Source organism: Chitinophaga parva (assembly GCF_003071345.1).
GTDB classification, from domain to species: Bacteria; Bacteroidota; Bacteroidia; order Chitinophagales; family Chitinophagaceae; genus Chitinophaga; species Chitinophaga parva.
The window spans coordinates 1-25,869 of sequence record NZ_QCYK01000005.1 but is presented as its reverse complement, the minus strand read 5'-3'; the positions used below and the strand labels follow the sequence as shown (position 1 = coordinate 25,869).

At 44.3% G+C, this 25,869-nt stretch carries 20 protein-coding genes and 1 pseudogene; 9 read left to right on the top strand and 12 right to left on the bottom strand.

Annotated elements, in window-relative coordinates:
- Positions 1 to 7 precede the first annotated feature (7 nt).
- The 4 genes from DCC81_RS25200 to DCC81_RS25185 all read left to right on the top strand — a co-directional run bounded on the left by DCC81_RS25200 (position 8) and on the right by DCC81_RS25185 (position 8,510).
- Positions 8 to 1,084, top strand: coding sequence for an efflux RND transporter periplasmic adaptor subunit (locus DCC81_RS25200; protein ID WP_108689543.1), 1,077 nt, complete (start codon positions 8 to 10; stop codon positions 1,082 to 1,084).
- A 9-nt stretch (positions 1,085 to 1,093) separates the two neighbouring features.
- Positions 1,094 to 4,240, top strand: coding sequence for an efflux RND transporter permease subunit (locus DCC81_RS25195; RefSeq protein ID WP_108689542.1), 3,147 nt, complete (start codon positions 1,094 to 1,096; stop codon positions 4,238 to 4,240).
- A complete protein-coding gene (locus DCC81_RS25190) occupies positions 4,237 to 7,293 on the top strand; it encodes an efflux RND transporter permease subunit (RefSeq protein ID WP_165806739.1) in 3,057 nt (1,018 codons plus the stop codon). Before DCC81_RS25195 ends, DCC81_RS25190 begins: the two co-directional genes overlap by 4 nt.
- 110 nt (positions 7,294 to 7,403) lie before the next feature.
- The gene (locus tag DCC81_RS25185; RefSeq protein ID WP_165806738.1) at positions 7,404 to 8,510 is read left to right on the top strand and encodes a TlpA disulfide reductase family protein; all 1,107 of its coding nucleotides are present in this window, start codon (positions 7,404 to 7,406) and stop codon (positions 8,508 to 8,510) included.
- Between the two features lie 119 nt (positions 8,511 to 8,629).
- Here DCC81_RS25185 and DCC81_RS25925 read toward each other — a convergent pair whose 3' ends face one another.
- The 12 genes and pseudogenes from DCC81_RS25925 to DCC81_RS26110 form a co-directional block, all read right to left on the bottom strand.
- Positions 8,630 to 9,610 carry a type IV secretory system conjugative DNA transfer family protein gene (locus DCC81_RS25925; RefSeq protein ID WP_240613078.1) on the bottom strand — a complete coding sequence of 327 codons (981 nt, stop codon included), beginning with the start codon at positions 9,608 to 9,610 and terminating at the stop codon, positions 8,630 to 8,632.
- Positions 9,611 to 9,718: 108 nt separating this feature from the next.
- Positions 9,719 to 10,672, bottom strand: a complete 954-nt coding sequence (locus DCC81_RS25920; RefSeq protein WP_240613077.1) for a YWFCY domain-containing protein — start codon at positions 10,670 to 10,672, stop codon at positions 9,719 to 9,721.
- Positions 10,673 to 10,703: 31 nt separating this feature from the next.
- Positions 10,704 to 11,096, bottom strand: coding sequence for a hypothetical protein (locus DCC81_RS25175; protein WP_133177808.1), 393 nt, complete (start codon positions 11,094 to 11,096; stop codon positions 10,704 to 10,706).
- 134 nt (positions 11,097 to 11,230) lie between these two features.
- Positions 11,231 to 11,962 (bottom strand): relaxase/mobilization nuclease domain-containing protein, encoded by a 732-nt coding sequence (locus tag DCC81_RS25170; protein WP_108689538.1) that lies wholly within the window; start codon positions 11,960 to 11,962, stop codon positions 11,231 to 11,233.
- Complete coding sequence (locus DCC81_RS25165; RefSeq protein ID WP_108689537.1) at positions 11,947 to 12,351, bottom strand: plasmid mobilization protein; 405 nt, start codon at positions 12,349 to 12,351, stop codon at positions 11,947 to 11,949. Before DCC81_RS25165 ends, DCC81_RS25170 begins: the two co-directional genes overlap by 16 nt.
- A gap of 197 nt (positions 12,352 to 12,548) precedes the next feature.
- Complete coding sequence (locus DCC81_RS25160) at positions 12,549 to 13,598, bottom strand: hypothetical protein (protein WP_108689536.1); 1,050 nt, start codon at positions 13,596 to 13,598, stop codon at positions 12,549 to 12,551.
- Positions 13,599 to 13,608: 10 nt separating this feature from the next.
- Entirely contained in the window at positions 13,609 to 14,235 is a 627-nt protein-coding gene (locus tag DCC81_RS25155) for a hypothetical protein (protein WP_108689535.1), read from the bottom strand.
- Positions 14,236 to 14,246: 11 nt separating this feature from the next.
- Positions 14,247 to 14,909 (bottom strand): hypothetical protein, encoded by a 663-nt coding sequence (locus tag DCC81_RS25150; protein ID WP_108689534.1) that lies wholly within the window; start codon positions 14,907 to 14,909, stop codon positions 14,247 to 14,249.
- 42 nt (positions 14,910 to 14,951) lie between these two features.
- Positions 14,952 to 16,559, bottom strand: a complete 1,608-nt coding sequence (locus DCC81_RS25145; RefSeq protein WP_133177807.1) for a hypothetical protein — start codon at positions 16,557 to 16,559, stop codon at positions 14,952 to 14,954.
- 113 nt (positions 16,560 to 16,672) lie between these two features.
- Positions 16,673 to 17,302: a hypothetical protein gene (locus DCC81_RS25140; protein ID WP_108689532.1), complete on the bottom strand. Its 630-nt coding sequence runs from the start codon at positions 17,300 to 17,302 to the stop codon at positions 16,673 to 16,675.
- A 95-nt stretch (positions 17,303 to 17,397) separates the two neighbouring features.
- Complete coding sequence (locus DCC81_RS25915) at positions 17,398 to 17,799, bottom strand: hypothetical protein (RefSeq protein WP_240613076.1); 402 nt, start codon at positions 17,797 to 17,799, stop codon at positions 17,398 to 17,400.
- Between the two features lie 115 nt (positions 17,800 to 17,914).
- Positions 17,915 to 18,271 (bottom strand): annotated as a pseudogene (locus DCC81_RS26110) (DNA cytosine methyltransferase); the annotation flags it as partial.
- A 394-nt stretch (positions 18,272 to 18,665) separates the two neighbouring features.
- On the opposite strand from DCC81_RS26110, the gene DCC81_RS25130 reads away from it, so the two are divergent.
- From DCC81_RS25130 to DCC81_RS25110, 5 genes are all read left to right on the top strand, one after another.
- Positions 18,666 to 22,556, top strand: coding sequence for an SIR2 family protein (locus DCC81_RS25130; protein ID WP_108689531.1), 3,891 nt, complete (start codon positions 18,666 to 18,668; stop codon positions 22,554 to 22,556).
- A gap of 272 nt (positions 22,557 to 22,828) precedes the next feature.
- On the top strand, positions 22,829 to 23,890 hold the full coding sequence (locus tag DCC81_RS25125; RefSeq protein WP_108689530.1) for a RelA/SpoT domain-containing protein: 1,062 nt from the start codon (positions 22,829 to 22,831) through the stop codon (positions 23,888 to 23,890).
- 198 nt (positions 23,891 to 24,088) lie between these two features.
- Positions 24,089 to 25,006 carry a hypothetical protein gene (locus tag DCC81_RS25120; protein ID WP_133177806.1) on the top strand — a complete coding sequence of 306 codons (918 nt, stop codon included), beginning with the start codon at positions 24,089 to 24,091 and terminating at the stop codon, positions 25,004 to 25,006.
- 14 nt (positions 25,007 to 25,020) lie between these two features.
- Positions 25,021 to 25,386: a hypothetical protein gene (locus DCC81_RS25650; protein ID WP_108689528.1), complete on the top strand. Its 366-nt coding sequence runs from the start codon at positions 25,021 to 25,023 to the stop codon at positions 25,384 to 25,386.
- A gap of 18 nt (positions 25,387 to 25,404) precedes the next feature.
- Positions 25,405 to 25,773, top strand: coding sequence for a hypothetical protein (locus DCC81_RS25110; RefSeq protein WP_133177805.1), 369 nt, complete (start codon positions 25,405 to 25,407; stop codon positions 25,771 to 25,773).
- Positions 25,774 to 25,869 lie beyond the last annotated feature (96 nt).

The window sequence follows — 25,869 nt, the reverse complement described above, 5'->3', positions numbered from 1 at the left end:
CACGGCTATGTCTGTCCGCTTGATAACGATTTTACTTCCGCTGTTTCTAACGATAATTCTATTAGGATGTAAGGAAAACGACCGCTCATCGGAGAATGATGGCGTTGTAAATCAAAACGCAGATAGGGATTTTCTGACCACGCATGTGAAGGTGTATAAAACCAATGTCGGCCCTTTCAGAAGGCAGATTGTTACCAATGGGAAAATCGAGTCGTTGGAAGCTTTGGATATCAAATTCCCGTACAATGATCGGATAGTAAGCATACCCGTTAAAAATGGAGAGTATGTTTCTAGAGGGCAGGTCATTGCCGAACTCGATAAGACTGAGCTGTTGCGTAAGTTGAATAAAGCCAACAGGGTACTTGAGCGCGCTACCATACTGTTGGCCGATAAATTGATAGATTACGGATATAAGTTGTCCGATAGCGCCACCATACCAAAGGAAATTATGAAAATGGCAAAAATAAGAAGCGACTACAGTACCGCTTCGATGGATCTGGAGGAAGTACTATATGCTCTACAGCAATCAACGATAACTGCGCCTAATAACGGTATAATCGCAAACCTTGAGGCGAGGGTGGGAGAATATTCCGAATCATTTTCTCTATTCTGTAAAATAATTGATAATCAGCAGATGATTGTGAAGTTCTCTGTATTGGAATCCGATATTGACGTCGTGAAGCTAGGAAGCAACATTGATGTGACATCCTACGGAGGTAGTGGTGATCGCTCGAACGGTATCGTAAATTCCATCAACCCCCTTATAGACAAGGATGGTATGATATCCGTAGCGGCAAGTGTGCCTAGTTCTCGGAAAACGCTAATGAGCGGAATGAATGTAAAAATAACGGTCTTCGGTACAGTTTCTCAAAGTATAACTATACCGAAGGAGGCGATTGTTGATAAACAAGGAAAGAAGATAGTATTTCTTTCTAGCGGCGGAAAAGCAAGGTGGACTGAGATTGAAACCGGTCCGGAAAATGAGAAGTACGTGGTTGTGTACACGGGATTGACAGCAGGTCAATCTGTCATTGTCTCTAATCCTGAACTTCTTACAAACGGTACTAATATAACCGTCGATTAGTTCGTTGCTATGAAAAACTCCGCGTTTTCTATTGTTATCTTTACTTTTCTGCTTAGCGCAATTGGTATATATTCCTTTTTACGCTTACCTCAGTTTGGACTGATAGAAGATGACCAGGTTACTATCAATTGCAATTGGAGCAATGCTTATCCCGAGCAAATAGAACAGTCCATCTCTTCAAAAATAGAAGCAGTTATATCAACATTGCCGGGGGTGGAGAGGGTCAATACCGTATCGTCAAGTGGCAGCAGTACCATCGTTGTTACATTCGAAAAAGGCAGCAATAATGCTGAACTTCGGATAGAATTGGCGACGCTGTTGCGTCAAATATATCGGAGTCTGCCTCCTGGTGCATCGTTCCCTGTCGCCCACTACGCCTCCAAAGATGTCGATTTGACGACAGAAAGCGAGTGTTATGCCTTGTATAGTACCCACGAAGATCAGGATCCGTTCCTGTTCTATAAAAATACACTTGAGAGACTTCTTTCTGATAATGAAAGTGTTAAAAGTGCTAGTGTCGATGCCTCCCCGGAATGGGGGACGTATATCTATTATAACCAAAAACGCTTAGCAGACCTCCATTTGCTGCCTTCGGAAATTAGTGAGGCGGTAAGAACGTATCTCCAATGTTACCAGCTGGGGCAATCTTATATAAATTCGGACGTACAGGATCATCATTTTGCATATTTGATGTTAAAACAAAGGGAGTTTCCCCGTAGCCAGTGGGAGGAAATTCCCATTCAAAATTCTAATGGGCATTTGATTACATTGGGGGATCTCGCATCCATCAACATAGGTTATGGGCCGCGAAGCTCCTATTTTCATGTCAATGGCTATCCGGCGATCAAAGTCTTCATTCGGCCAGCTTATAGTAGTATATATGATAACGGGAAGGAGTCTTTGCATAAAGCAATAATTTCACTGTCAAAGAAACTGCCATCTGGCTATATTCTGGTTCCATACAACGACAACGGCAATGATCCAGTGGCGGACCAGTACCCATTGTTGTTGTATATTCTGTCCCTTTTATGTATAGGAGTGTTGATTGGTTACGTATCAAGAACATCGCTTATTGGGATAGTAGCAATGTTATTATCTTATATCGCAACTATCTCAATCTCATGCATTTTAATGCTGGTCATGGATAAGGCATTAGGTCCAACGGTGCTTATGGCTACAATCATAGCCAGCGTTTTCTCGCTGTCCATGATCATTTTGAAGATACGGAGAATTGTAAGCGGTAAACCTACTGATCGCCTTCTGATATTGGCCCCTCACATTATAGGAATATCTCTGCCTTTTCCCGCCTTTTTTTTAGGTAGGACCTTGTTCGATTTTTTTTCTGTAGTCAGCGTTATTTTATTTGTAAATCTTATAGTCATACAATTTTTCCTGCCGGCCATCTCGGAAGTGCTTTCGGTATCGTCATCAGTTGGATGTTCTCGGAAACCGTGGTTAGATAAAGTAAAAAAAGTGTATGCTTATGGGTTTGAAAGAGCTTATTCGTGTCGAAAACTATTGATGGTTGTAATCATTCTGATGTGGGGAGTACCGATATTTCTATTGCCTGTGAAAATTCCAACCGTCAGCAATTTGTCAAGACTTTACAATGATCACATCTCTACCCCCTATTTTAATTATAATATAAGGCCGTTTCTTGAAAGAGTGCTGGGTGGCGCAATCAGTAAATTTATAAACAGGCCCAACATTTCATACGTACAGGCAAGAGATAAGACCGAAATTGACATGGATATTACCATCCCGGCAAACGTTCAGATTGGAGTCTTGGAGAATGTAGCCACGGAATTTGAGGCATATCTGAAGAGCTTCGATCAGTTGTCATCTTTTACTTGTGATATCCAGCAATCCGGAGACGCGGAATTTAGAATTTATTTTAAGCCGACTTATGAGGCCGGAGGATTTCCATTTTATCTAAAATCAAAATTGGAGGAAAAGGCCACACTAATAGATCTCGCTACGTTTTCTATCACAGGTATGGGCTACGGATTTAGTAATATTCCTCAACAGACAGCGTTACGTTATCAATTAGCTATATCAGGTTACAATTATCGGCAACTATATGCAATTGGCGACACCATACAAAAGTTCATATCCCGCTATTCCAGGGCCAGGGACGTATTGGTTACAAACGGGCAATCTTTCATGCAACATTCCAGTCGGGAATTTAAGTTTGTATTTGATCCATGGTTGCTGGCTGTTGAAAAGATAGATTATAGTAACATTGATGGATTTGGATGGATTAGAGGCGCTGCTCCTGCTGCCATATCATCCACGGCAGATAGTGGCCGTCTGGTGCCTGTGTTTCTTGCGGAAAAAAGAGATGCACCGGTAAATCTTTGGCATTTAACTGAGGACCCATGGAAAAGAGATTCCAGCAACTTTTTACGGCTAACGGACATCGGATACATTGACACGACTTTCCTTCCGCCTTCCATTTATAGGGAAAACCAAGAATATAAATTGGTGATCCGCTATTCTTTTGTCGGCGAAGAAAACCTCGGCGACGCAACTTTTGAAGACATAAAGTCTTTTGCTTCCGCCGAGCTTCCATTTGGGTTTAAACTATTAGATGAAGACCGAGGGAAGCAATATCGGGAAAGTAGCAATACAATTATGGCAATCGCTTTGTCATTGCTTTTATCTTTTATTACTTCATGTATTATTACAAATGATGTGAGCATGTCGCTGTTGGTTCCTGTGGGTATTTTAATTTCATTCGTAGGGATATTTATGCTGTTTTCAACGTTTGGTTTGTATTTCCCGAAGGAAGCAATTGCTTCATTTCTCCTTTGCAATGTATTCATATCACCGCCGATATTTCGATGGATAACAGTTGCCAGAACTATGCAAGCGTCTGAGGCTCCCATGCCGGATGCAACAGAAATGTTATTCGCCTCCTGTTCCGGTGATTTATTTATATCTTATTCCTTCGCTTTCATTGTCTTCAGCATCGCACCGCTGTTCATTAATAGTGAAATTTGGGGGTCGGCACTATCTTTAAGCCTGCTGCCCATCGTCTTTTGTGCGCTTTTTTTTCATTTTTTTATTCTTCCCTTAACCTTATCCAAGAAAGGTAAATGCGTGGGTGGATCAAAGCCGGGAAAACATATCTCTTCTCTCAATGGTCAACTATGAAAGTTATATTTTCAAGCCCCATATCAGTTCTCTCTATCTTTATCTCGCTTATATTGCTGGGTATTGGAGCTATATTTACCATTCCGATATCTCCGTTACCCAATGTCGAGATACCTGAAATTTCTGTTCACCTTCATTACAACTCTCTTGGAGCAGAAGATATGGAGTCAGTTATTACAAATCCTGTAAGAACTGAACTTGGACAACTGGCCGGTTTGGAGTCAATCGAAAGTCAGGTTACCGATGGCGATGCGGTAATTTACATGAAGTTCAGACATGGTACGAGTATGCATTACGCTTTCATTGAAGCCAATGAAAAGATAGATCAGGTTATGAACCGATTGCCATCGGATATAGAGCGACCTCATGTAACTAAGGCAAGCCTTACTGATATACCGGTACTTTATATGAACATCCGCTTCAGGTCGAGCGTGGAGAACAGCAATGAAGCCCTTAGTATAAGATTAAGCCAATTAGTTGAGTCTGTAATAAAGAGACGGCTGGAACAGTCCCCTTATATCGCCATGGCAGATGTGACTGGAACTATTTCGCCGCAACTACTAATACGTCCTGACACTGCCGCAATGGTTGCGATAGGCCTGACCCAATTGGATTTCGGTAATATCTTAACGCGCGGGCGAATTGAATTAGGCAGCATTGCTGTTAAAGACGGGATATATCAGTACAGCCTTCAGTTTTCGGGTAAGGACATTTATACCGCCGAAGATATCGGAAACATTCAGTTTAATTGGAAAGATAAGGTTTATAAATTGTCTGATATTGCAAAGGTATCAATGATGACGCAACCTAATACCGGTAGCTACTTAATAGGTGGAAAGAGGGGTATAAATATCGCGTTGATTCAGCAAGGAAAGACTAAGATAAACGAACTTAAGGAGGATGTTCGCCTAATGACGGAGCAGTTCAGAAGGGAGTATCCACAGATCGAGTTTAATGTTACGCGCGATCAAACTGCGTTGCTGGATGCTTCTATTGCTAATCTCAGGCAAGACCTCATCGTAGGTGGCGCCCTTGCTTATATAATACTTTTCTTATTCATAAAAAATTGGCGAATACCTATTCTCATCGGTGTTACTATTCCGATGGCACTCATTATCAGTCTGTTAATTTTTTACTTAGTAGGCCTTTCCATAAACATTATTTCCTTATCAGGCCTTGTATTGGGACTCGGGCTAATGATTGACAATGCAATAATTGTAATAGACAGTATTGTGCAAAGGAATATTGCAGGCATACATTTTAAAGATGCTTGTTTGCTTGGGACCATGGACGTAATAAAGCCTGTCATTGCTTCTGCGCTAGCTACACTGTCTGTCTTCTTACCCCTCATTGCCATGGGTGGGATTGCCGGCTCATTATTTTATGATGAGGCTATTGCTATAGCGGCTGGAGTAAGTTCATCGTTGATTATTGCGCTTATATTATTGCCTACGTTATTACTCCTTTTTAGTAACAGTATCCTGAAAGGAAAATTGACTGATCAACAGATAAAAGAAGAGAGTATTATGACCAGGTGGTACAGTCGGGGTGTGCACTGGGCGTTTGCTCATCAAAAATGGATCGTATCATTTGTGCTGCTATTGATGGTTGCGGGCGGGTTATCGCTTCGAGCTCTAAAAAGTGAGCGACTGCCTGCTTTAAAGAGAAATGACCTACTGGTACAGATTGAATGGAATGAAAATATTGATGCTGAAGAAAATGAGAGAAGGGTTTGTCAGTTGATACAGCCTTACCTTTCTCATGTGGGTAGCATTGAATCTTATGTTGCACGTCAGCAGTATGTGTGGGCAAATGAGAAAGGTCTTGGAGCAGCCGCCTGCGAGCTTTATTTTATTAATATTAATCCATCGCTTAATGAGTTTTTAGCAAAGACGCTTATGAAGGAGTTAAATCGGAAGTATCCTGAGGCAATATTCAATATTGCCCCTCCGCCGACAATATTTGAACAGGTTTTTAGCGGTTCTCAGAATTTATTGGAAATGCATATTGGAGTAAAGGGACAATTTGCATTTCCGGCACCTAGGAGGATGGATTCTATCTTGAATATGTGTCAACATGTAATTGGGAAAGAAAATAAACTTGTGTTTCCCCTTTCTATTAATAAGGAAATTGTCGTCGATCCGGAGTTGTTATCGCTATATAGCATTCCGATGGATGCCGTATATCATAAACTGGAGGCACTTACTTCGCGTGCCAACCTTTTTTCCATAAAGGATGGAAACGAGTTTATTCCAGTGTTTATAGGGAATGAACCTCTTGCATTGGATCATATATTTTCAGGCACTTACGTAGGCAATACAAACGGTAAGCTCTTTCCTCTAGGCCGAATCGCCTCTATTAGAGATAGGGTCAGCTATAAGTTAATCAACGGTGGGAAGGACGGCAGGTATGTTAAGGTAGGACTAAACGATGTCGCCCCGGAACAGGCAATGAAGAAGCTAAAGTCTGCTTTGTCAAATTTTCCATTTCTTAAGCTGACCTTTACCGGTGCGCTGTTTGAGCAAAAAGCATTAACAAGGAACATTGCTAGTATTTTCGGGTTATCCGTGGTACTTCTATATTTTATTCTGGCAGCACAGTTTGGGTCCTTCGCTCAACCGCTAATCGTACTCTGCGAGCTTCCTATAAGTATGAGTGGCACTTTTGTCGTACTCTTTATAACTGGTGCATCTTTGAATGTAATGTCCTTAATCGGACTTATAGTTATATGCGGAATAATCCTTAATGATTCTATTTTAAAAATTGACACTATCAATGTACTCCGGCGTGAACACGATTACGAGATTCTGGATGCCATTCATGAAGGAGGGAAGAAGAGGCTTCATGCTATCCTAATGACCAGTATGACGACTTGCCTGTCAGTCCTGCCGTTCTTATTCGGAAGCGATATAGGGAATACACTTCAGCGCCCACTTTCATTAACAATCATAGGAGGTATGTTTTTTGGCACTTTTGTAAGCCTGTTTTTTATACCACTACTATACTGGTGGTGTTTTGGACGTAGGGCTACGGGAGAAGGAAAAGGGCGCTAAGATTTTGTGTAAAATTCTCTTTATAAGATATGTAATCACATTTTAAGCTATATTTAATAGATATGACACTATATTCTAACCAGTTCCCGCTTCGGACGCTAATTTGCCTATTGGCGGTCACTTTCAGTACGATGTTGGTTCACGGCCAAGTGCAAACCAGCGGCAAATTTGTTCTCCATGGAAAAATTGGAACCATCAATGCCCCGGTCAAGGCCTACCTGTTCAGCGTGGATATGAAATTTCAAGACTCTACCTTTATTGACCACGGCAACTTTACTTTCCGAGGCCCAATCAGTGGGCCTAGGGTGTTTAGATTAGGCATTGTTGGGCCCGGTATAACGCCCCAAGGCCGACGCATAGCTCTGGATAGCGATTCTTTCTATCTTTATAGCGCCACAAACAACCTTTCTGATGCCCATTTTGACCATTCCAAGTTAAATGATGACCTTTCCCATTATCTTGAGCAGATGGCATTGGCAGATTCGCTAAACCAGGCCTTAATGGAATTGCGTACCAAGATCGTCCAGAAAATGCCTTCAGACCGTGAAACAGGCGACATTCTCTATGGTTACCAAAACTTGTATTTTAGGGTACGGGAAAGATTGCAAAGGATCTATATCGCTAATAATCCGGATTCTTATTTTAGCTTGATGGCGTTAATTGGTCTCATAAACGAACAACAACCTGGGTCCATAGACACCTCGCTGATAAATGCTTATGACCGGCTCTCCGATAGGATTAAAAACACTCAGGAGGGAGTGAATTTTTTCAAAACAACAGCCAATGAATCTTCGTTGCTCAATACTACAGCACCTGACCTGAGCCTGAGAGATACTAAAGGGAATCTGGTAGTGCTATCAGCGCTGCGGGGTAAATACGTATTATTGGACTTTTGGGCCTCATGGTGTGCTCCTTGCAGAGCTGAAATGCCTTTGTTACAAAAGATATTCCAACAAATGCCTGCAGACAAATTTAAGCTGTTTAGCATTTCCATAGATACGGACCGTGAGAAATGGTTGTCAGCAATTCGACAGGATGGAACAGGTGCATGGCTACAAACGCTGGATGCATTAAATGGAGAAACAGCAAAATCCCTATATCATGTTAAAACCATACCTATGAGTTTTTTGATAGATCCATCTGGAAAGATCACAGCTGTCGCACTGCGTGGAAACGAATTGTCGGAACATTTACGCAGACTACAAATAAATAATTAGGAACGATGCTCAAGACGAGCGCACTCCGGACTTTGTTTATACTGATCCAGGCATTTTCAAAGGTGGTTCTCTTTTCATGATACCATAGTTTTGATGTCAATTGTTCATGGACGAATAGGTCACTCGTTTCGGGCCACCAGCAGGTGTGAAAGTTCCGGCGTATCATAAATCCGCTCCATTTCTGTTTCAATGATCATCTGCACCTCTTCCTTTATACGGAGATAGTTCTCTTCAACTTCCTTTTGTGTGATATCCCGCACCTTTGGTATGGGCACATAGGCTGCTTCCTCCGCTTTTATCGCGTCATGGTCGTTAATGATCTCGCAGTGAAAGGTCTTCAGCGCGATCTTCATATCCGGGTTATCGGCCACCGTACCCACAAATTCCCCGGAAGACAGCGACGAAATAGTGGATGCCGGAATAGCGGCTTCCAGCTGCTTGGACCGGCTGATAGAGGTGTCGTTACTGTTGATCGACAGGCTTTCCCGGTCCTGCATGATGCGGCCAAACCGGTCGCTCAGGGATTTGGCCGTATCGCCACCCACCTGGCCGGAAATAATATTGCCTACGATATTGAAGATGACATCCGCCGTTTCTTTGCCGTAATCCTTACGGAGTTGCGATATATCCTGGACAGCCAAAAAAACGCTGGCCAGGTTGGATCTGGCAGTTGCAATGGTGGCCTCAACACCGGATGCGCCACCGATGTATATGGTAGGCAGCTCATCGAAAACCAAGCTGGATTTGAGCTTCCCTTTCTGGTTGACCAGCTTGAGCATCAGGGTGACAAAGAGGGACAGCACCGCTCCATATACCTGCTGTTTCTGTGGGTTGTTGCCCATGCAGACCAGCTTGGGATCATCGGGATTATTAAGGTCAAGGGTAAACTCGTTCCCGGATATAACGTAATACAATTGAGGAGAGGACAGCCTGGCCAGCGTGATCTTGGCGCTGGCAATCTGGCCCTCAAGCTGCTCCGTGGCCCCGTTGACATAGGCAGTGACAAAAGGATTGATCAGTACCTCTATCTCCGGTTCCGTGCGCAGCACGGGGAAGAGCTGGTCATAGGGCATCTGCATCAACTCGATGCAATGTGGCAAGGTGCAGTACTTTCCGTTTTTGTATTTGCGGAGAAACCAAATGATGCCCGTCAGGAAATTAATTGGCGACTCCACGAAAAAATCTCCAGTTTGGGGTGACCGGGCCATCTAATTAAAAATGGCCCGGTCACCCCCGGTTTTCTTTATCCACTCTCTGTTGAGGCCAAGCATGATAGTCCTGCTGCTTTCCGTGGCATCCGTGATATCGGTCATGCTCTGCGGGTCCAGCGGGTTACAACGATGAGAACGGGAGAGGTCCTCGAAGTTGATAGTAAAGAACCGGGGTGTCTTTTTGTAGACCTTCCTATACCGCAGGAAGGTATTGTAGGTAATGACGGAAAGATCAGGGAATTTAAAATCGTAGACGAACATCGTGAACCCCTTGCTGATATGCTGGGTCAGCACATGCCGGACCACAAAGTAGCTTTTGCCGGAGCCTGGCGTCCCGCAAAGGAGGCTTCCCCGGAAAGGGTTGATGATATTGATAAAAGATTTGCGGACCTTTCCCTTCAGGTTATAGCGTGCCGGCAGGTTGATGGAGTATTCGTTTTCCAGCAGCCGTTCCTCTTGGGGGAAGGTTTCTTCCAGCTTATTGAAGATATCACCCTGCAGCTTGTTCTTCAATAGCCGGGTAAGCAGGTTGCCGCCCTTCATGACCAACAGGTAGCCAAGCATAGTTACCGTTATATACAAGCCGGTCAGCACCTGTGCTGAAGCCGTAAGTCCCAGCAACAGATGACTGAGCCCATAGATGGCCAGCCCGGACACCAGGTGCCCAAGCACCGTGCCCAGCTTCAGTTTCTCGTCCTTTTTGCCTTTGGCGCCGATCAAAGAAACGGTTAGCAAGCCGAGGGCTATGGCCTTTGAAACGTAAAAGTGACTGAATAAACCTGTGTTACCCAGGTTGCTCAGTATCTGCCTGACGATAGGGTAGGTGAGCCTCCAGGCTTCAAATGCGGCATAACAATAGTAGTAAAAGTGCAACCCTAGTATCAGGATGCTGCCCATGCGGGTAAAGTCAATGATCTTTTTCAAAGCTTCCGCGTTCTCTCCAGTATTCATTCTTCACAAGCTTTTGTTCTACAACCATCCGTTACTCTATTCCTAACTTCTTTCTCTTTTTCGTGTATTGACCAAGGCCGGTTCCTTCAAGATTATCTCTGCGCGGACCATCTTGTAGCACGATAAATACCTGCTGGTCGGAGGCTGGATAGCGGGGCTTGGGTTCCTTTTTATTGGCCGCATCCTCGCCAGTATCCTTCACAGGAAGCTTGCTGGAGTGCAATAGCACCTCATGAGATATTCCAGCGCGGCCGAGTCTTTCCATAAATGCCTTGGTAGCAAAAGGCTTCCCTAAATCTCCACCATTGAACACACAACGGGTGGCATTGTCAATGAATGTAGTGCCGTATATCTGGCCTTCTACGTTCTGGCGCAACAATACCCGGATGCCTTGCTGCTGCAATATGGTCCCAAGCTGTTCCATGGAGCGGGCCTTTTGTAAGGCTTTGTCCAGCTGATGTTTTAACCTGAGGCCGAGCGGCTTCCGGTCGTTAGCGTTGGGCTCGAATTTTTTTTCCAGGTTCCTTAACGTGGGAGCAAAAAAGAGTGATGATGCCTTTATGGGTATGTTCTGGACCACACCATCTTCGTCCAGGATGCAATAGTAAGGCCACCTTTCTGGTACATCAGGCTATCCTCAGTCCCCCGGTAAGCCATGATGTTGAATTGCCGCAGCACGGCATTCAGCTCCGGCAGTGAAGTAAATTTGTAGGTGTCGATCACCTCCCGGACAATGCCGGCAATAGCAGCTTTGGTACCGGACTTTCCGTATTTTATCTTTTCGAGCTGGATTGGCTGCAAGGTATCCTCCTGCTCTGACTGGTCCTCTGCTTTTACAAGGCCGTAGCTTACTTCTATCAGCCGACGGGTGGTATTGGACTGGTTCCTGCCGATATTGTGGGTCTCTATCCGCTGACCTCCCGGCGCAATATTAACGGTGGCGATATGGATATGCGGATGGTAAGTATCATAGTGCCGGTACAGCAAGAAGGGCTGTTGGCCGAAGCCGATACCGTCCATGTACTCCAATGCAATGGACTGCAGCATGTCGTTATCCAGCTTGTCCTTTGCTGAAAACCCCAGGATAATGTGCATGGCATTGGTGTGGGTGCGCTCGTTTTGCCGCGTGAGCATCTGAAGGCGTTCCAGTTTTGCCTTGAAGGAAAGCTGATCTGGATCTACCGGGTAGCCAGCTGCCATTAGCAACTCTGCCTCCCGGTTTCGTACTTTAATTTCATTGTAGGAAAGGATGGCCCGGATATTTTTCCCGTGAACTATTTTGGCAACCATCCTTCCGATATTTTGGCAATGGTTGTGATCACCTGGGTCAGACGCAAGTCGGCTTGCTGGAAAAATCTTACAATTTCCAGCGCCTGGAACAGCCTGCCCTCGGCTGTCTTTTCCGTATGGAAACGGCGGGTGACCTGGTTGAGATTGATACCAATAGCATGAATCTCTTTGGGGATACGGGCGAGTTCTTCCAAGGCTTTGTCCTGGGTAGAATCATAGGTTTCAATGGTGACTTTCCCTTCCTCCAGTATTTTTCTGAGTAGTTGGCTTACGGACTTTATACCCCTTGTCCGGGGAACAAGCGCCGATAACCTACCATGTAGCTCCGCCGATATTCGGAAGTCTATTCGGTGCGTAAGTCGCTTGCTCCTGCTCTCTTTTCCATCCATCTTCTCTGTAACTTTTTGAATCCAGGTCTAAGAAACGCCGATTCCGAAGGCGTTTTCCCCTCCCAGCGGCCATCGGCGGGCGGGAGGGCAAGATGGGTTTGTACCACAAACCTACATCTTGCCGAACACGCTGGGCAAGTGTTCGCTTACCAGCAAAGCGTAGTTTACCGGTTTATGGGCCTTCCACCAGAGGAAGATCAAAGGCCGCGGGGCCTTCTTTTCTTCGGTGCTGGTCTGGTCGTTTTTGGTTGGACCAGTGGGTTAGCCCCTTTATTCTTTACGGACTTTTTCCGGGTTTTCTGCTCATACGGCAGCAGAAGTCCCTCTATTTTTTCTGTTTTGCTCAGCGCATTGTTGTAGGTTCCTACCAGGTAGCACGTGTTATCATCGGAGGTTTTGGGTCTCCTGTGAAAAGGATAATTGAAGCTGACGTTGTTCCATAACTTCGGCACTTCAAGATGTATCCCGGGGTCTCTCAGGGTACTGTTTGGCAGAGCAATGGTACCCTTTCGCAGAGAACGCAGCCGCGCAACGCAGCCAAAATCGTCATCGAAACCATCATTGAGCTTATAAATACCTGCCTTAGAAATCACATAAGGAAGGTCGTTTTCCCAGGCCACGTTCTCGTCCAGGGCATTAAAATCCGTCTTCAGCAGGTGGTGTAAGGCCTCGTCGGGATCCCGGTAAAGAAAATCTTCCCGAAAGGGAGCGCTGGAAAATGAGCGCGGCGTACTGGTGGATGTAAGGAAGAATTTTTGCGTGAGCGACACGAATACCCGTGTATCTTTTTGTAAGTGCTGAGAAGCCTCCTCGCAAAGGTTTTGATAACCAATTGTCGGCCGGAACCTTGGCAAACCGTCTGGCATGGAATGAGCCACTAACAGAGAAATTACCTGGGGCTGGTAGCCTTTTAGCGAGGATAGGCTACTGGATAGTTCCTGTTCAAAGGCTGATATGGTTTGTGGGAAGGTCAGATAAACTCCAGGGATGGTTTGTTTCTGGTAGGAATCGTAAGACAGTTCCGCTATCGTTTCCGCACGGGCATTTGCAACGATTTTCGCCTTTGCCACCGTACACTCCTCGAAAGAGCCAACACGGTAGCTTCCGGCAAACAGCAAAGAATCTACCATCAACAGCCTCCGGAATGCATCCTGCACCTGGTCACAATGTACCCATATACCGGAAGGCCCGGCGGCGGGGTTTAGAAAATCAACGCGAAGGGTGTAAGGCCATTTCTTCTCTTCCATAGCACGACAATTATAATTTCCTTCCAGGCTTTTTTCCCCGTCTCGGGGTGCTTTCAACTTCCTTGAAAAGTAGGTCTGCTCGGTACTGATCGGATGAAAGTCCTGCCTTTTTTAATATTTCTTCGGCAATATTGGTGTTGAAGATGATGTCCCCCGGTTTCAGATCAGGAAGTACTTTCCTGGAAATGGCCAACTGAAGAAACAACCTTCCGCCTGGCTTCCTGGACAGCTCGCTTATGTCCTCACCAAGATGCAGCATGGAGATGGAGCCTTCTGGCCGGCCATAAATGATACAGTTGCTTGCGGCATTTCCTATTTTCCGCTCCAGCTCTTTTTTCAGGTGCTCGCGGAGCAGATTGGTGATATAAAGCTCCAGGTTCATATCCAGCAATATATCTTCACCATTGGTCCGGATACCGGCACAATTTATGGGTGGCATCTGCTCACAGAATATTTCGGCCGCCTTTTTCAACTGCTCGCCGCCAGCGGAGAACTGGGTATACAGCCATTGCCCGCCACTGCCGTCATCGAAAACGGTGCATACCCGCTTGCCGTCTACATAGAGCTGTGCATGGAAAGGGTCGGAATTTAACTCCAGATCCTCCCGGAAATGGATATCTTTTAATTCGATATTCATGGTCTGGTAGTTTAGTGCCGAGGCCCTTTCTTCCTGAATTTTTTCTTCGCTTTTTGCCCAGGAGCCGTCTGCTCTGCAATGTCAGGTGGTGGCTCTCCGGGTGGCTTCAGGGACAGCTCTGATACCATTGGCAGGGACATGCCAGGAGCAGATACCATCGCAGGATGCCTGTACTCATGCTTGTGCTCATAGATGGATTGAACTTTTTCCCCTTGCCAGGGGACAGATCCTTTCGGCCAGTATTGGAGCATCAACTCTCGTTGCACACCTAGTGCGTCGGGATCGCGGCCAGCCCCAAGCTGGCTTAGTGTATTTAATAACTCATGGACAGGCGCCAGCTCTTCGGTGAGCAGTTGGCCCTCAAAGAAAGCCTTCCAGTTAATTGTCGCCATACGCTCCTCCAGGGAAGCGGTGTCTATGCCATTGTGGGTTATATGTCGAATGGTGATCTCACCGCGATGTGTAGCATTAAGCCCTTGCAGCTCATAGCTGCCCTTATCGTCTTTGCCGAAAAGAAGCTCATAAAACATTATTTCTGCTCCATATGGGATTTGGTGAGATACCGAAAATCCCGGCAGGTTCATTTGTATATTCTTCCACACATCTTGCTCCAATTGGGTCCCCTCAAATCCCAATGCTGCCAACTGATCCAATAATTGCCGTATCTCTGCCATACGCTGCTGAATTGATTATTTTAACCTGAGTTGCCTATCCTGTCATAGCTTCTTTCCACGAGGCTTTTTTTTATAGGAGTATTGTTGCTGGTCTGCTTGCGGCGTATTCAATAGTTCCTCGTTGATCCATTTTTGTAAGGCTTCTGCAGGCGGCTTCCATTCCGGATCAAGCAGAATATTGGCATGGATCCGCTGCCTTTCCCGAGTGTAGATATTGATGCACCCTTCGCCTGGAGCCTCCAGCAGCACCTCATTTCCGTTTACCAGGGTGGCATGTACCAGGTTGCCGTTCATTAAAGCACTGACAAGGGTATGTATGTCGCCGGGGTTGACCGGCAGCAAGCCAACCAGGTTTTCGAGCTCCTTGCGGCCATAGCCCTCCATCGAAACGACCATACCATTTGGGTCGCCTTCAGGGTCAGAAACCAGCTTTAGCCAGGTCCTGGAGGGCACGGTCATAGGATAGATTACGTGTTCCGGTACGGCTCTTCCTGCGAGGAGATTGACGGCGGTTTCCGCTGTCGCCCCCGGGAGAAATCCCCGCGTTTTTGCCGGTAATGCTGCAAGTAAATCCCAGGCGCTTTTCGGTATGGCCTCTTTAAAAAGCGGTGACTGTTGCCAATATTTCAACGCCAGAAGGTCCCGGGCAGCTATTCCCTGGGTAGACTGGCTTAATCGCTGCATCGCAGCCACCACCCTGGTTACGGAATCATTGAGTACAGGCTTGTTGTCCGGGGAATGGATTTGCAGTGTTTCGCTTATGTTCCAATTGATCTTCCGCATAAGGGCCTCCAGGGCGCAGGTATCGACTTCGGTATAGAGCCCATGTGCTATCTCCGGGTACAAAGCCAAACTGACTGTGAAGCTATCTACCAGGTACCAGTCATCTGACTTAATAATATGCAGCGTCATTTTAGCATAGCCTTCCTCTGTGCTCCACTCCTGAACTGACTGAAAGCCCTCTGGCCGCTCTTTCGACAGCTCAACTTTCAGCCAGGCACGTATGTCGCTGCCGCTTATCTCTTCTATGCCGGTATCCTTGATCTCATTATAGACGGCATCGAACCTGCCGGAAACGATGTGGAACGCAAGTGCGGCGGTAAATTCAGGCCAGTCCTTCATCCCGAAATCCTGAGCGTTTTCATACTCTTTCCGGAATTTTTCAATGGAGGAAAGTCTGGCCGCCTGGGCCGGCCAATATTTGTACATGAGCAATTCCATAAGCTCGTGGCCTTCTTCCACAGGCCCGTTGCCAAGCTGGCCGAGCGTATCAAGCGTGGATTTGATGTAATCTCCATGATAAATAGCAAGCGCTGAATTTGGATCAGCGAAATATGCCGGCCAGTCAATATCTGTCATATCAGTTTCCAGTTCAGGAACGTTTACACCGTTGACGTTGTTTGAATAGATATCAATCTGCTGCCGATGGGTTGCCTTGCATTTTTCCAGCTGGTAAGTTTCTTCCGGGGCCCGCAGATACCGGAGTTCAAAAATCATGCGTTCCCGCTCATACTGCTGCACATGGAAGAGTGTAAAAAAAGGTAATCCCAGGTCAAGGTTCTTTTTCAGATCATTGTCCAAGCTTTCTTTGGAAAGACCCATCTTGGAAAGTTCTGCCCGCAATTGCTCATATTGTTGCTGTTTGTCCATCCGTTAGTTTTTATGCTCTTGGTTCAGTCTTCTGCGCTATGTGGCTATTAAGATCACGGGAGGGCATACTGGTGATGCCTGAAGCCTAAACAGGTCAGCAAAGCCGGTACCATTTACAGCCCTTTTGTTCTTCCCTTTCTCTGTACGATATGATCTTCTTTTTGAGCTTCGGCAGGAGGGTATTGGTAGTCAGCCAGCCCAGCGGCCTTATAAATTTCAACGGGAATGTTGCGGTTGACAATCCGATCTCCTTCTTTCATTTTAGGGAGTATGGTTTTAAGTACCTTTACCAGGAGTGCCCGCCCGCTTGCCGACATAACAAAGTCATCGACCTTCCCTTTGAGTTTGAACTCACCAAATTCGTTGGCATCTTCAGGGCAGACCACGATACCGGTCAGCATTGCCTTTTCCATTTTCCGCAGGAATTGCTTGCGGTCTTTTTCCTGCAGGTAGCCCAGTAGGAGGGCGTCGATGTGTGATTCCAGCGACATGTCTACCGGGATTTCCGGTGTGCTGCCTTCTGCAGGATACACAGTAGGCGGTAACTGATTGCACCAGTTTTCAGCCTGGCGGATAAGCTCAAGGCCTTCCCTGCTTTCGTGTGCAATATCGGTGGGCCCACCCATGCCTTCATTTCTAACGTTTCCCACCTTTTTGCCATCGATGTAAAGCGTTGCGGCAAAAGCATGTGTTTCTTCGCTCAGCCGTTCACTATGGCTGATATTTTTGATCTCTATTTTCATGCGTTATCCTTTATGCGACCGGGATTGTTCAAAATCCTCGATAGCGGCAAAAATCATTAGGGCTACTTGTGGGACAATAGCATTGCCGTATGCTTTCAGGCACTCCTTATAAAACCCAGAAAGGGTAATTCCAGCCAGTAGGCCGGAAAGCCCATCATCTGCGCTACGAAGCGGGGATTCAGTTGGGAAGTCTTGCCAGGCTGTCCGGCCATCCCATGCATGTGATGGGCCAAGGTAGCCCGCTGCAAGACCGGGCTTTTGCGCGTGCAGCCACCTTTGGCATCGCTTACCGAAGTTGGTGTCGGTAGCAGATCTAGCTGCAAGAGGTAGGACAGTTTCTTCTGCAGCTTTTTTCCCGTCTTCTTGCTGAAAAATGCCAGGGATGGATCGGTCGGGGTTTGTCCTTTGCTGTCTACGATCTCCAACCCCTGCCAGCCGCCCTCCTCGGCCACGAGTGTCGGCAGGAGTCCCCGTTGTGCGCACTCGCCCAGGCTCATCCCGAAACCGTTCCCGTTGATACCCGTTGCTTTTATCCTGGCCCGGCGCCGGTCTATCTTCTCCAGGGCAGTGGTTGCACCCGTATCCTTTACCAGTGGCGTGGGCAATAACCCAGAGCCGTTCTCTTTTGTGCGGGGCACCGACGCCAGCAGCTGGAATAAGAAAGGGCAGCAGCTGGTAACCCTCTGCCTCCAGGTCAGCATACATCTGCCGGAGTACCAGGCCTTCCTGCCAATTAAGAATCCCGGGAACGTTCTCGGCCACGACCCAACGGGGCCGGATCTTCTGAATAATTCCAAACATTGCCGGCCAGAGGTAGCGGTCATCTGCTGTGCCTCCGCGCTTCCCGGCTGTACTAAAAGGCTGGCAGGGGAACCCGCCTGTGATGATGTCGATGCTGCGCCGGAACGCTTCGCCGGGCATTTGCCTGATGTCCTCATAACTCTTTGCTTTAGGCCAGTAAAAATCCAATACGTTCCTGCAAAAGGGATCTATTTCGCAGTGAAATACATTTTCTCATCCAGTCCATTCGGCAGCCAGGTCAAACCCACCAATCCCAGAAAAAAGGCTGCCATGCCGTAACACTATCCTTGCCATTGTAACCGCATTTGCCGTTAAACAATCGCAGGGGTTAGCCTTAGCCTTTGGCTTGCCTTAACATGCGGAACAAAAGTCGGTGTGCGGGGGTAGGGGTTTTGCTACTTTGGTAGTAGGTAGCAAAAAATCTCCCTGTAGTCTTATTACACGTGAGTTGTAAGCTTTTAAAATTCATATATTTACGTGTGGTTAGGCGCTTGTGTTTTGTTTTAACTCCCAACCCTCTTTATCCTTTTACTAAAGACCTATAAAATCATCTAGATAAAAAATGGACTACTCCAAAGTGCTCGAGCAATTACAACAAAGATTAAAAAATAAAAGCTTATCCGTTCTTGTTGGTGCTGGGTTTAGTAAAAACGTTCACAATAAATTATTCCTCTCCTGGTGGGAACTATTAGATAAAATGGTTCGGAGAATGAATCACAACGTGTACACTGCAGCATTTGAAAGAATAAGTGGAATAAAACCAACGGAAGATGAAGATAAATTCAATGGGTTTGTCACATCAGAAGTGAATCAATACCTTGAGCAAACTGACTACTTGCAAGTCGTTTCTGATTACATACGAAAAATGGGGTACCGCGAAACAGTAGATGTGTGTATCGAAGAAAATGTTCCCAAGGCGATCAGAAAAGAAGGTAAGCTCTTTCTGAGGCAATCTAAAAACGGGGTTATTACGGATACAGAGATAAGCCAAGGTGATCTGGAAATTCACAATAAGCTAATAAAGCTACCATGGAATAATATTTACACAACCAACTATGATAATCTTCTAGAGTTCTGCATCGATACAAAAGTTATTTCAGGGCTGGAAGAACAGGTAAAGAAATATGATGAAGAAATATTAACGCTACAGCAAAATATTCAAACCAACAGCACAAATGTTGCGGACTTAAATAGTCAGATTCCCAGCAAGATAACGGGGCTCAAAGGAGAACTCTTCATGAATGATGATGAAACTTTTAAGGAAAAATATCTAGAAATAAATAAGCTTTCTTACCAAATTAGCTATGACCAATCTCAAATCGAAACGCTGAATCGGAAAAAGTGGGAGTTGGAGGATGCCATCGACGATTCATATAGTATTGTCAGGCATTCATCTGAGCTTGCCATCAAAAGAAATCGGAACATTATAAAGCTTCACGGCTCTTTACCAGAACATGATAATGAACCTTTTGCTTTTGACAATGAATACAATAAGCGATATATCATTTCGGGTGAGGATTATGAACATTATCCTGTACGCCATGAGGCGTTTACACAATTGATGAGAATATCCCTACTACAGGGATGCTTCTGTCTAATTGGATTTTCAGGAGATGACGCAAATTTTATGGCTTGGATATCTTGGGTCAGGACTGTAATCATGCGAGAACGCGGTAATGATAAAGAAGATACAAAAATATACTTTATCGATGCCAGGGCCACTGAACCAGCAGATTCGCATAAACAACAATTCTACAAAAACTACAGGATTGTACATATTCCTCTGAGCCATCCAAGTTGTATAGAGTTTCTGCAAAAGAAATCAGGCAAATCAATTGCTCCTACAACAACACATGATCTGTTGAATGAATTAATGGACTACTTAACAAATGTTGCAGCCCCTGATCTACCTCAGGTTTCATATGAAGTAATGGCCAGGGAAAAATATGAACAGTATTGGAAAAATAGCAAGATCAGTAAGAGGTCTGCGAATAAGGACGATGTTTTGGAACTATGCGCTGTCTATTATGAGTTAAATGAATTGAAACAGTACAATAGCGTACCATCTTTTGACTACTTAAATAATCATATAAAGGTCGAATTTATTTTGGCTGCCAGTACGATATATTCATCTCTGGGATTAGACGACGCATCTGAAATAAAGTTTTTGGGTACGATTGCATTAGCGTTGGAAGATTTATTTCTGCCTTATTCTTGTCTTATAGAAGATCATGACTTCAAACAGCTCCTTAAGAAAGCAAAAAGTTTGTCACAGGATATATATTGCCGTTATCTAAAGCTTGATGCCAAAGATGCCATATGGAAAGCCGACAGGAAAAAACTGGTAAGGGCGACAGGAGTGTTGATGAAACTCGGTTCTGATAGGTATGCCAGTGATGTTGTTACTTTAAACCTGATGGGTACCGCCACAATGTTCCGGTTCAGAGAAATGAATAAGATACTTGAAAGTAACCTCAACTCCTCATTCAATAGTACCGCACTTGCAGGATATTGGATGCTTTTTGACCGGAAAGCTGGATTAGATCGGCTAAAAAAGCAAAAGTATAAACTTGTTCAAGAGCGTCTTTACGCAATGGAGGTTATGCAAATGCTCCTTGCCGGAAAACAAGATGGACAACTATTGGAAAACCGGCAAAGATTGCAGCAAGCAGGACTCAGGCTCTTAAATGATAATCAAGAATACGTTCTTTCATTGTTTAATAAGCAGAAGGTTAAAATTGAGCCTTACGAGTCAGATGACTTTCTTGGAAGATCCTTTTCAATTGGAAATTCGGGCAAAAAAACATCTAGCCTGCAACTACTTGGAATGATGCTCGAAAAAGGGACTCATTTTTCTGGCAAGGAGTTTTATTTTCTGGATAAAGACAAGGTATATCCAATTTTTGAGGAGGTGTATCAGCAGTATTCGGTTCCAGTTTTGTTTTTTGCCTTTCAATATGGAGATGAAAAATATATTAAACGACTTGGACAGGACTACGCTTATAGCCCTAGTCTTTCAATAAATCCGGAACAATTATTCGAGCTTTTATCTGTTGCATATAAAGATCCGTTTGCCCCACTTAGGTACAAAGAAAACACACTCATTTTTCTAGCGCAGTTTATCATTATTGTAAAGCCAAAAGTGTGGGAAAACTTTTTGTTAGAGGTATGGAATGAGAAGAAGGATAATGGGCAGGTGTTTGACAAGGATAGAAGAAATAATCTTGACTTTATTGAATCTTCACTCCGCCATTGCCAAAATGCGGTCATAATGTCGAAGGTACTAACAGACTGCCTCCAAGCGGCTTCTGAAAATAATGGACAGATTGATAGCGTTAACCGCCATCTGTTCGTCCTTGCAAATAATCCTTTTCTGAAGGCTCTAAAAAGTAGGATTCAAAGGAACGAAAATCCTGACTACGTTAATAAGTTATTACAGTTGTTACCCAAGGTGCCTGATTATCTATTTATACTTGGAAATATTCACATTTTTCTTAACAAAGAGCAAATCAAGAAGTTGGAACATGCGCTGTTGAAGATGGATTATGGCCTTATCAAGTTCCCCAATCTGTGGTCGGTTATCACCTACTATTGTAAAAAGAATAGGAAATTACAGCAAAAAGTTATTGGCGAACTTTTAAAAAGTCCTCAACTTTGGAGGACAGGGATATCTTTGACGCCTGAAGGAAAATTGTCCTGGTCCAGTAACAGTGATTTTATTAAATTACGCAAACTAAGGAAGGGTGGAAAGAAGGAAGTAGGTCTTACTTTCTCAGATAGGGATGTGTTGGAGTTGTATAACAAAATGAAACCCAAACTTGAGGAGGTAAGAAAGATCGAGGAGAAAGGAAGATCAGTACTTGATGACTTTTTTCCTTTACTGCAGGAAATGAGCTGGTTTTTAGATATGGAATCGGATAAACTAAAAAACGAGCTAGATTTTGACCAGGTCCGTAATAGTGTTATCCAATTGTCCTTCGATGGCAATATGGAGCGACATAAATTGGCTGGGCTCACGTCAGATAACGTTGTAGAAGTTAATGAAGCGATAACGGAAATTACCGTTGCACTATATGATCGATCCGGGTTTGAAAAACATAAACCGTATATTCAGTTAATCATAAATAAAATTCAGCTAAAACGCGGGCCAGGACTGGTTCTTTGTTTGGAGTACCTAGTTGGCTGGTGCAAACATTTTCGGGGAAAGGAGGAGTTTAAAGAATTCAAAAATGGGCTGTTGGAAATTCTGAATTTGTATAGATCCAATTACCCGGAGGGACTTGCAATATCAAAAGTCGAAGAATTACTCGTCAGTCTGGCTGTAGTGCTTTCAAATTGGGGGTGCAGAAACGAGGACATTACCTATTTTATAGCTCTTATTGAAAAGAGTAGATATAATAATGTCAGGTTTAATTTGAAAGAAAAATTAAATCAAAAAAATTATATATCCTGACTTGTCGCCAGACTTCTAAGTTTATCATTCCCATTGGCTTTAGACAATCTAATTATTTTCTATTTCATGGTCTGGGTACCATGTTATGAGAGCTTTGCGGGTATGATATTTAGCACCTTCAACTTCTGCAATAAAGATTAATTCCTTAATCAAATTCGGTTTATGTAATTAAATTGCCAATATTGAATACCAAAATTTAAAGGAAAGTTTAATGACATTTTTGTATAATTACATACATTATAAATTTAGTTGCAATACAAAGCTAGTTGGCTATGTCACACAATTTACCAGTTCCCATAGAATCCAAATCCCAAATTAATAAGGCAGGAAAAGTGCTAGCCCAAGCCAATTTATTCTCACAAGAATATCAGAATGCGCTAGAACTTGCCAATCGATGGCGTGCTTGCCACGCATATCCCATCAATACCTTTCAAGCCACATTAAGAACTAAGATCAAAAGCTGTATAGGAGATGTTTTAGTAGCTCAACGGTTGAAACGTATGCCGACAATTATCGATAAATTGTCAAGATTTCCGAATATGCAGCTAACAACTATGCAGGACATTGCTGGAATAAGAGCAATTTTTGATGATCCAAGTGATATTAATCTTATTGTTTCAAAATATGTGGATAATAAAAATTTTCCTCATGAATTTGTAGGTAGTTACGACTATATCTCAAACCCACGTGACATTGACGGTTATAGGAGTCATCATTTGGTTTATAAATATCGCAATAAGCAAAACCCCACGTATGATGGATTACGTGTTGAAATTCAGCTTAGAACTAAGCTTCAACATATTTGGGCAACTGCGGTAGAAACTATGGGTACGTTTTTAGGGCAAGCCTTAAAGTCAAAGCAAGGAGAGAAGGAATGGCTCGATTTTTTTGCTTTAGTGTCCTCTGCATTTTCCTTTCTAGAAAATACTCCCCAAGTCCCAAGATTTTCGAGTCTATCTCGAGCAGAAACTTTGGAGACAGTGGCAAAAATGGAGCAAGAGTTAGGTGCAATCGAAAAGATGAAGAATTTTTCAACTGTCGTTAGTTCTATGGGAAGTACAAAAAGCTATACATACCATTTATTAGTTTTAAATTCCTTGAAACATTCGATCGATGTTTACACATATGACAGGGATAATTTCGATAGCGCGATGTCAGATTATGCCAAATTTGAAGACGAAGCTGCTAAAGGAAGCAAGTTAGAGCCCGTACTTGTGTCAGCAGGTCCTATGGAAAATCTTAGGAAAGCGTATCCCAACCTATTTCTTGACATTACTGAATTTGAGAAAACGTTAATGAGTTTAATAACACCTAAGGGTATCGGCGGTCAATAATGTAGTATTTGATGGAAACAGCGGACTGGCCAGCGGCATAGTAATCACCAGCACCAGCTCCTTTTGCAAGAACATGACCTGGGCGAATGTAGGCAATGTAGCGTTCAATGAGAGTGGTGCTTATATAATCTGTGTATAACAGATATATGGGCATGCTCCGGCTGCACTTGATAATCACTAACTCCAATATACCCAATAATGAAAAGCTGTTTACTCCTGTTGATCTCACTTTATTTGCTGGGCTTTGCTTCCAGGGCACAATGTCCCGACGGCTTTACTGAAAAATTAAGCTATAATACTTCCGGCGGCGGGACTGCCTATAATTATACTCCTTCTCTGAACATCAGAGCTTGTGTCGAAAATAAGCCTGGCCTCCAGGGACAGCAGATATTCTGGAGAGTAAAAGGATATTTCAGGAACTACAAATATGTCAGGGTTACGAAAATAATAAAGCTGACCTGTGGCGCGACGATCAAAAAAGAAGTAACGCTCTACGGTTTAAAGGAAAATGAAATAAGAACAGGCGGGTCATTTGCAGGTGACATCGATTTGTCGGATAATATTTTCAAGGAAACCTGTAATGATCCGGCCAACAGGATAGCAAGCGTATCCATCGGCGAATATTCCTGTGCGCTTGCAGATGATGATCCGCTCCTCCTGGAAGAAAAAAACAGGCTTGCAAAAATAGAGCTTGAACGAAAAAAGGCTGCAGCGGCGAACGGGAGAGCCAACGAGGATGCCAATAAAACAAGATCTTCCCAGGCTTCTTCCGGCAGCAGCAATATCCATGAAAGCAATAGCAGCATTGATGAAACGCACTCCGGTACTACTGTATCGCGCAATAAGGAAATTGCTGACAATCTCAGCAGGGAGCTTGAAAATAATAAAATTGCCTATAATGCAGCATCTGATGGAATACACGAATTAGGTAGCGAGCTTCTGGAGAACCAGAAAAAAAACAAGCGGCAAGAAATGTTGAAGTGCAACGCAGGAAAGAAGAAAATGCAGGGGAACGGAAACGGGAAAGAGAAGAAAGGCTACAGCAGGAAAAAGAAGCGCTGGCCCTTGAAGCTAAAGCAAAAGCAGAAAGGGGCCGGCAGTTTAATACAGATGTAAAGATACTGGGTCCAGTGGTTCAAGGCGCCAAAGCCCGCGATCTGCCGAAGGCGATCAACATGGCGTACTACCTGGTTTATGAACGCAATTATCAAACGGGTTCCGTAAAGGTGAGGAGCTACGCGCTCAAAAAATATAACGACGATACCTGGATGCTACAAGATGATCTGTTACAGAAAATCGGTTTCCGGGATTATTTCCATAATGGCGGATTCGGAACGTTGCTGGGAGCATATCGCGCTAAGCAGGATGCGCTGGATGTAATAGATCATATCAGGGCTAACGCCCCATCAGCCAATATTGACAGCAGCTTTTTACCAATAAATAGTGACGGCGCAATACAGCCGGCCGGAGCCGATAAGGATTTCTGGAATAATTAATCAAAAAATAAAGTACCAATGAAATTCCTTTTTACATGCTGCCTTATCCTGTTGTCCGGCTTCCATATGCTTGCCCAGGACTATGACGCTGAGGCAAAGCTTCAGTATCAGCAAGCCGAAAACGCTTATGATAAGGGAGACTATCTTAATGCAATGAATATCTGCAACAGCCTGATGCAGAAAATCGGAACAGAACCGCCCCGGGTAGCTTATCTTTTGTTGAAAAGCTATACCATGAGCCTGGAAAAAGGCACTTCCATCAAAAATTATAAAGAGCTCGATACCTATGCATCTTTGGCAACACGCTTTATAGGACGAATACAGTCTTCCGAAATCGATTACCCGGCAGAAAAGACTGAAAGCTTCCCTGTAAACGGTAGCACATAAAAATATAAAAGTGCTACCTTTAAAAGGGAAGAATTATGAAAAAGAGCAAATTCACGGAGAGCCAGATTATAGGCATTCTCAAGTCGCAGGAAAGCG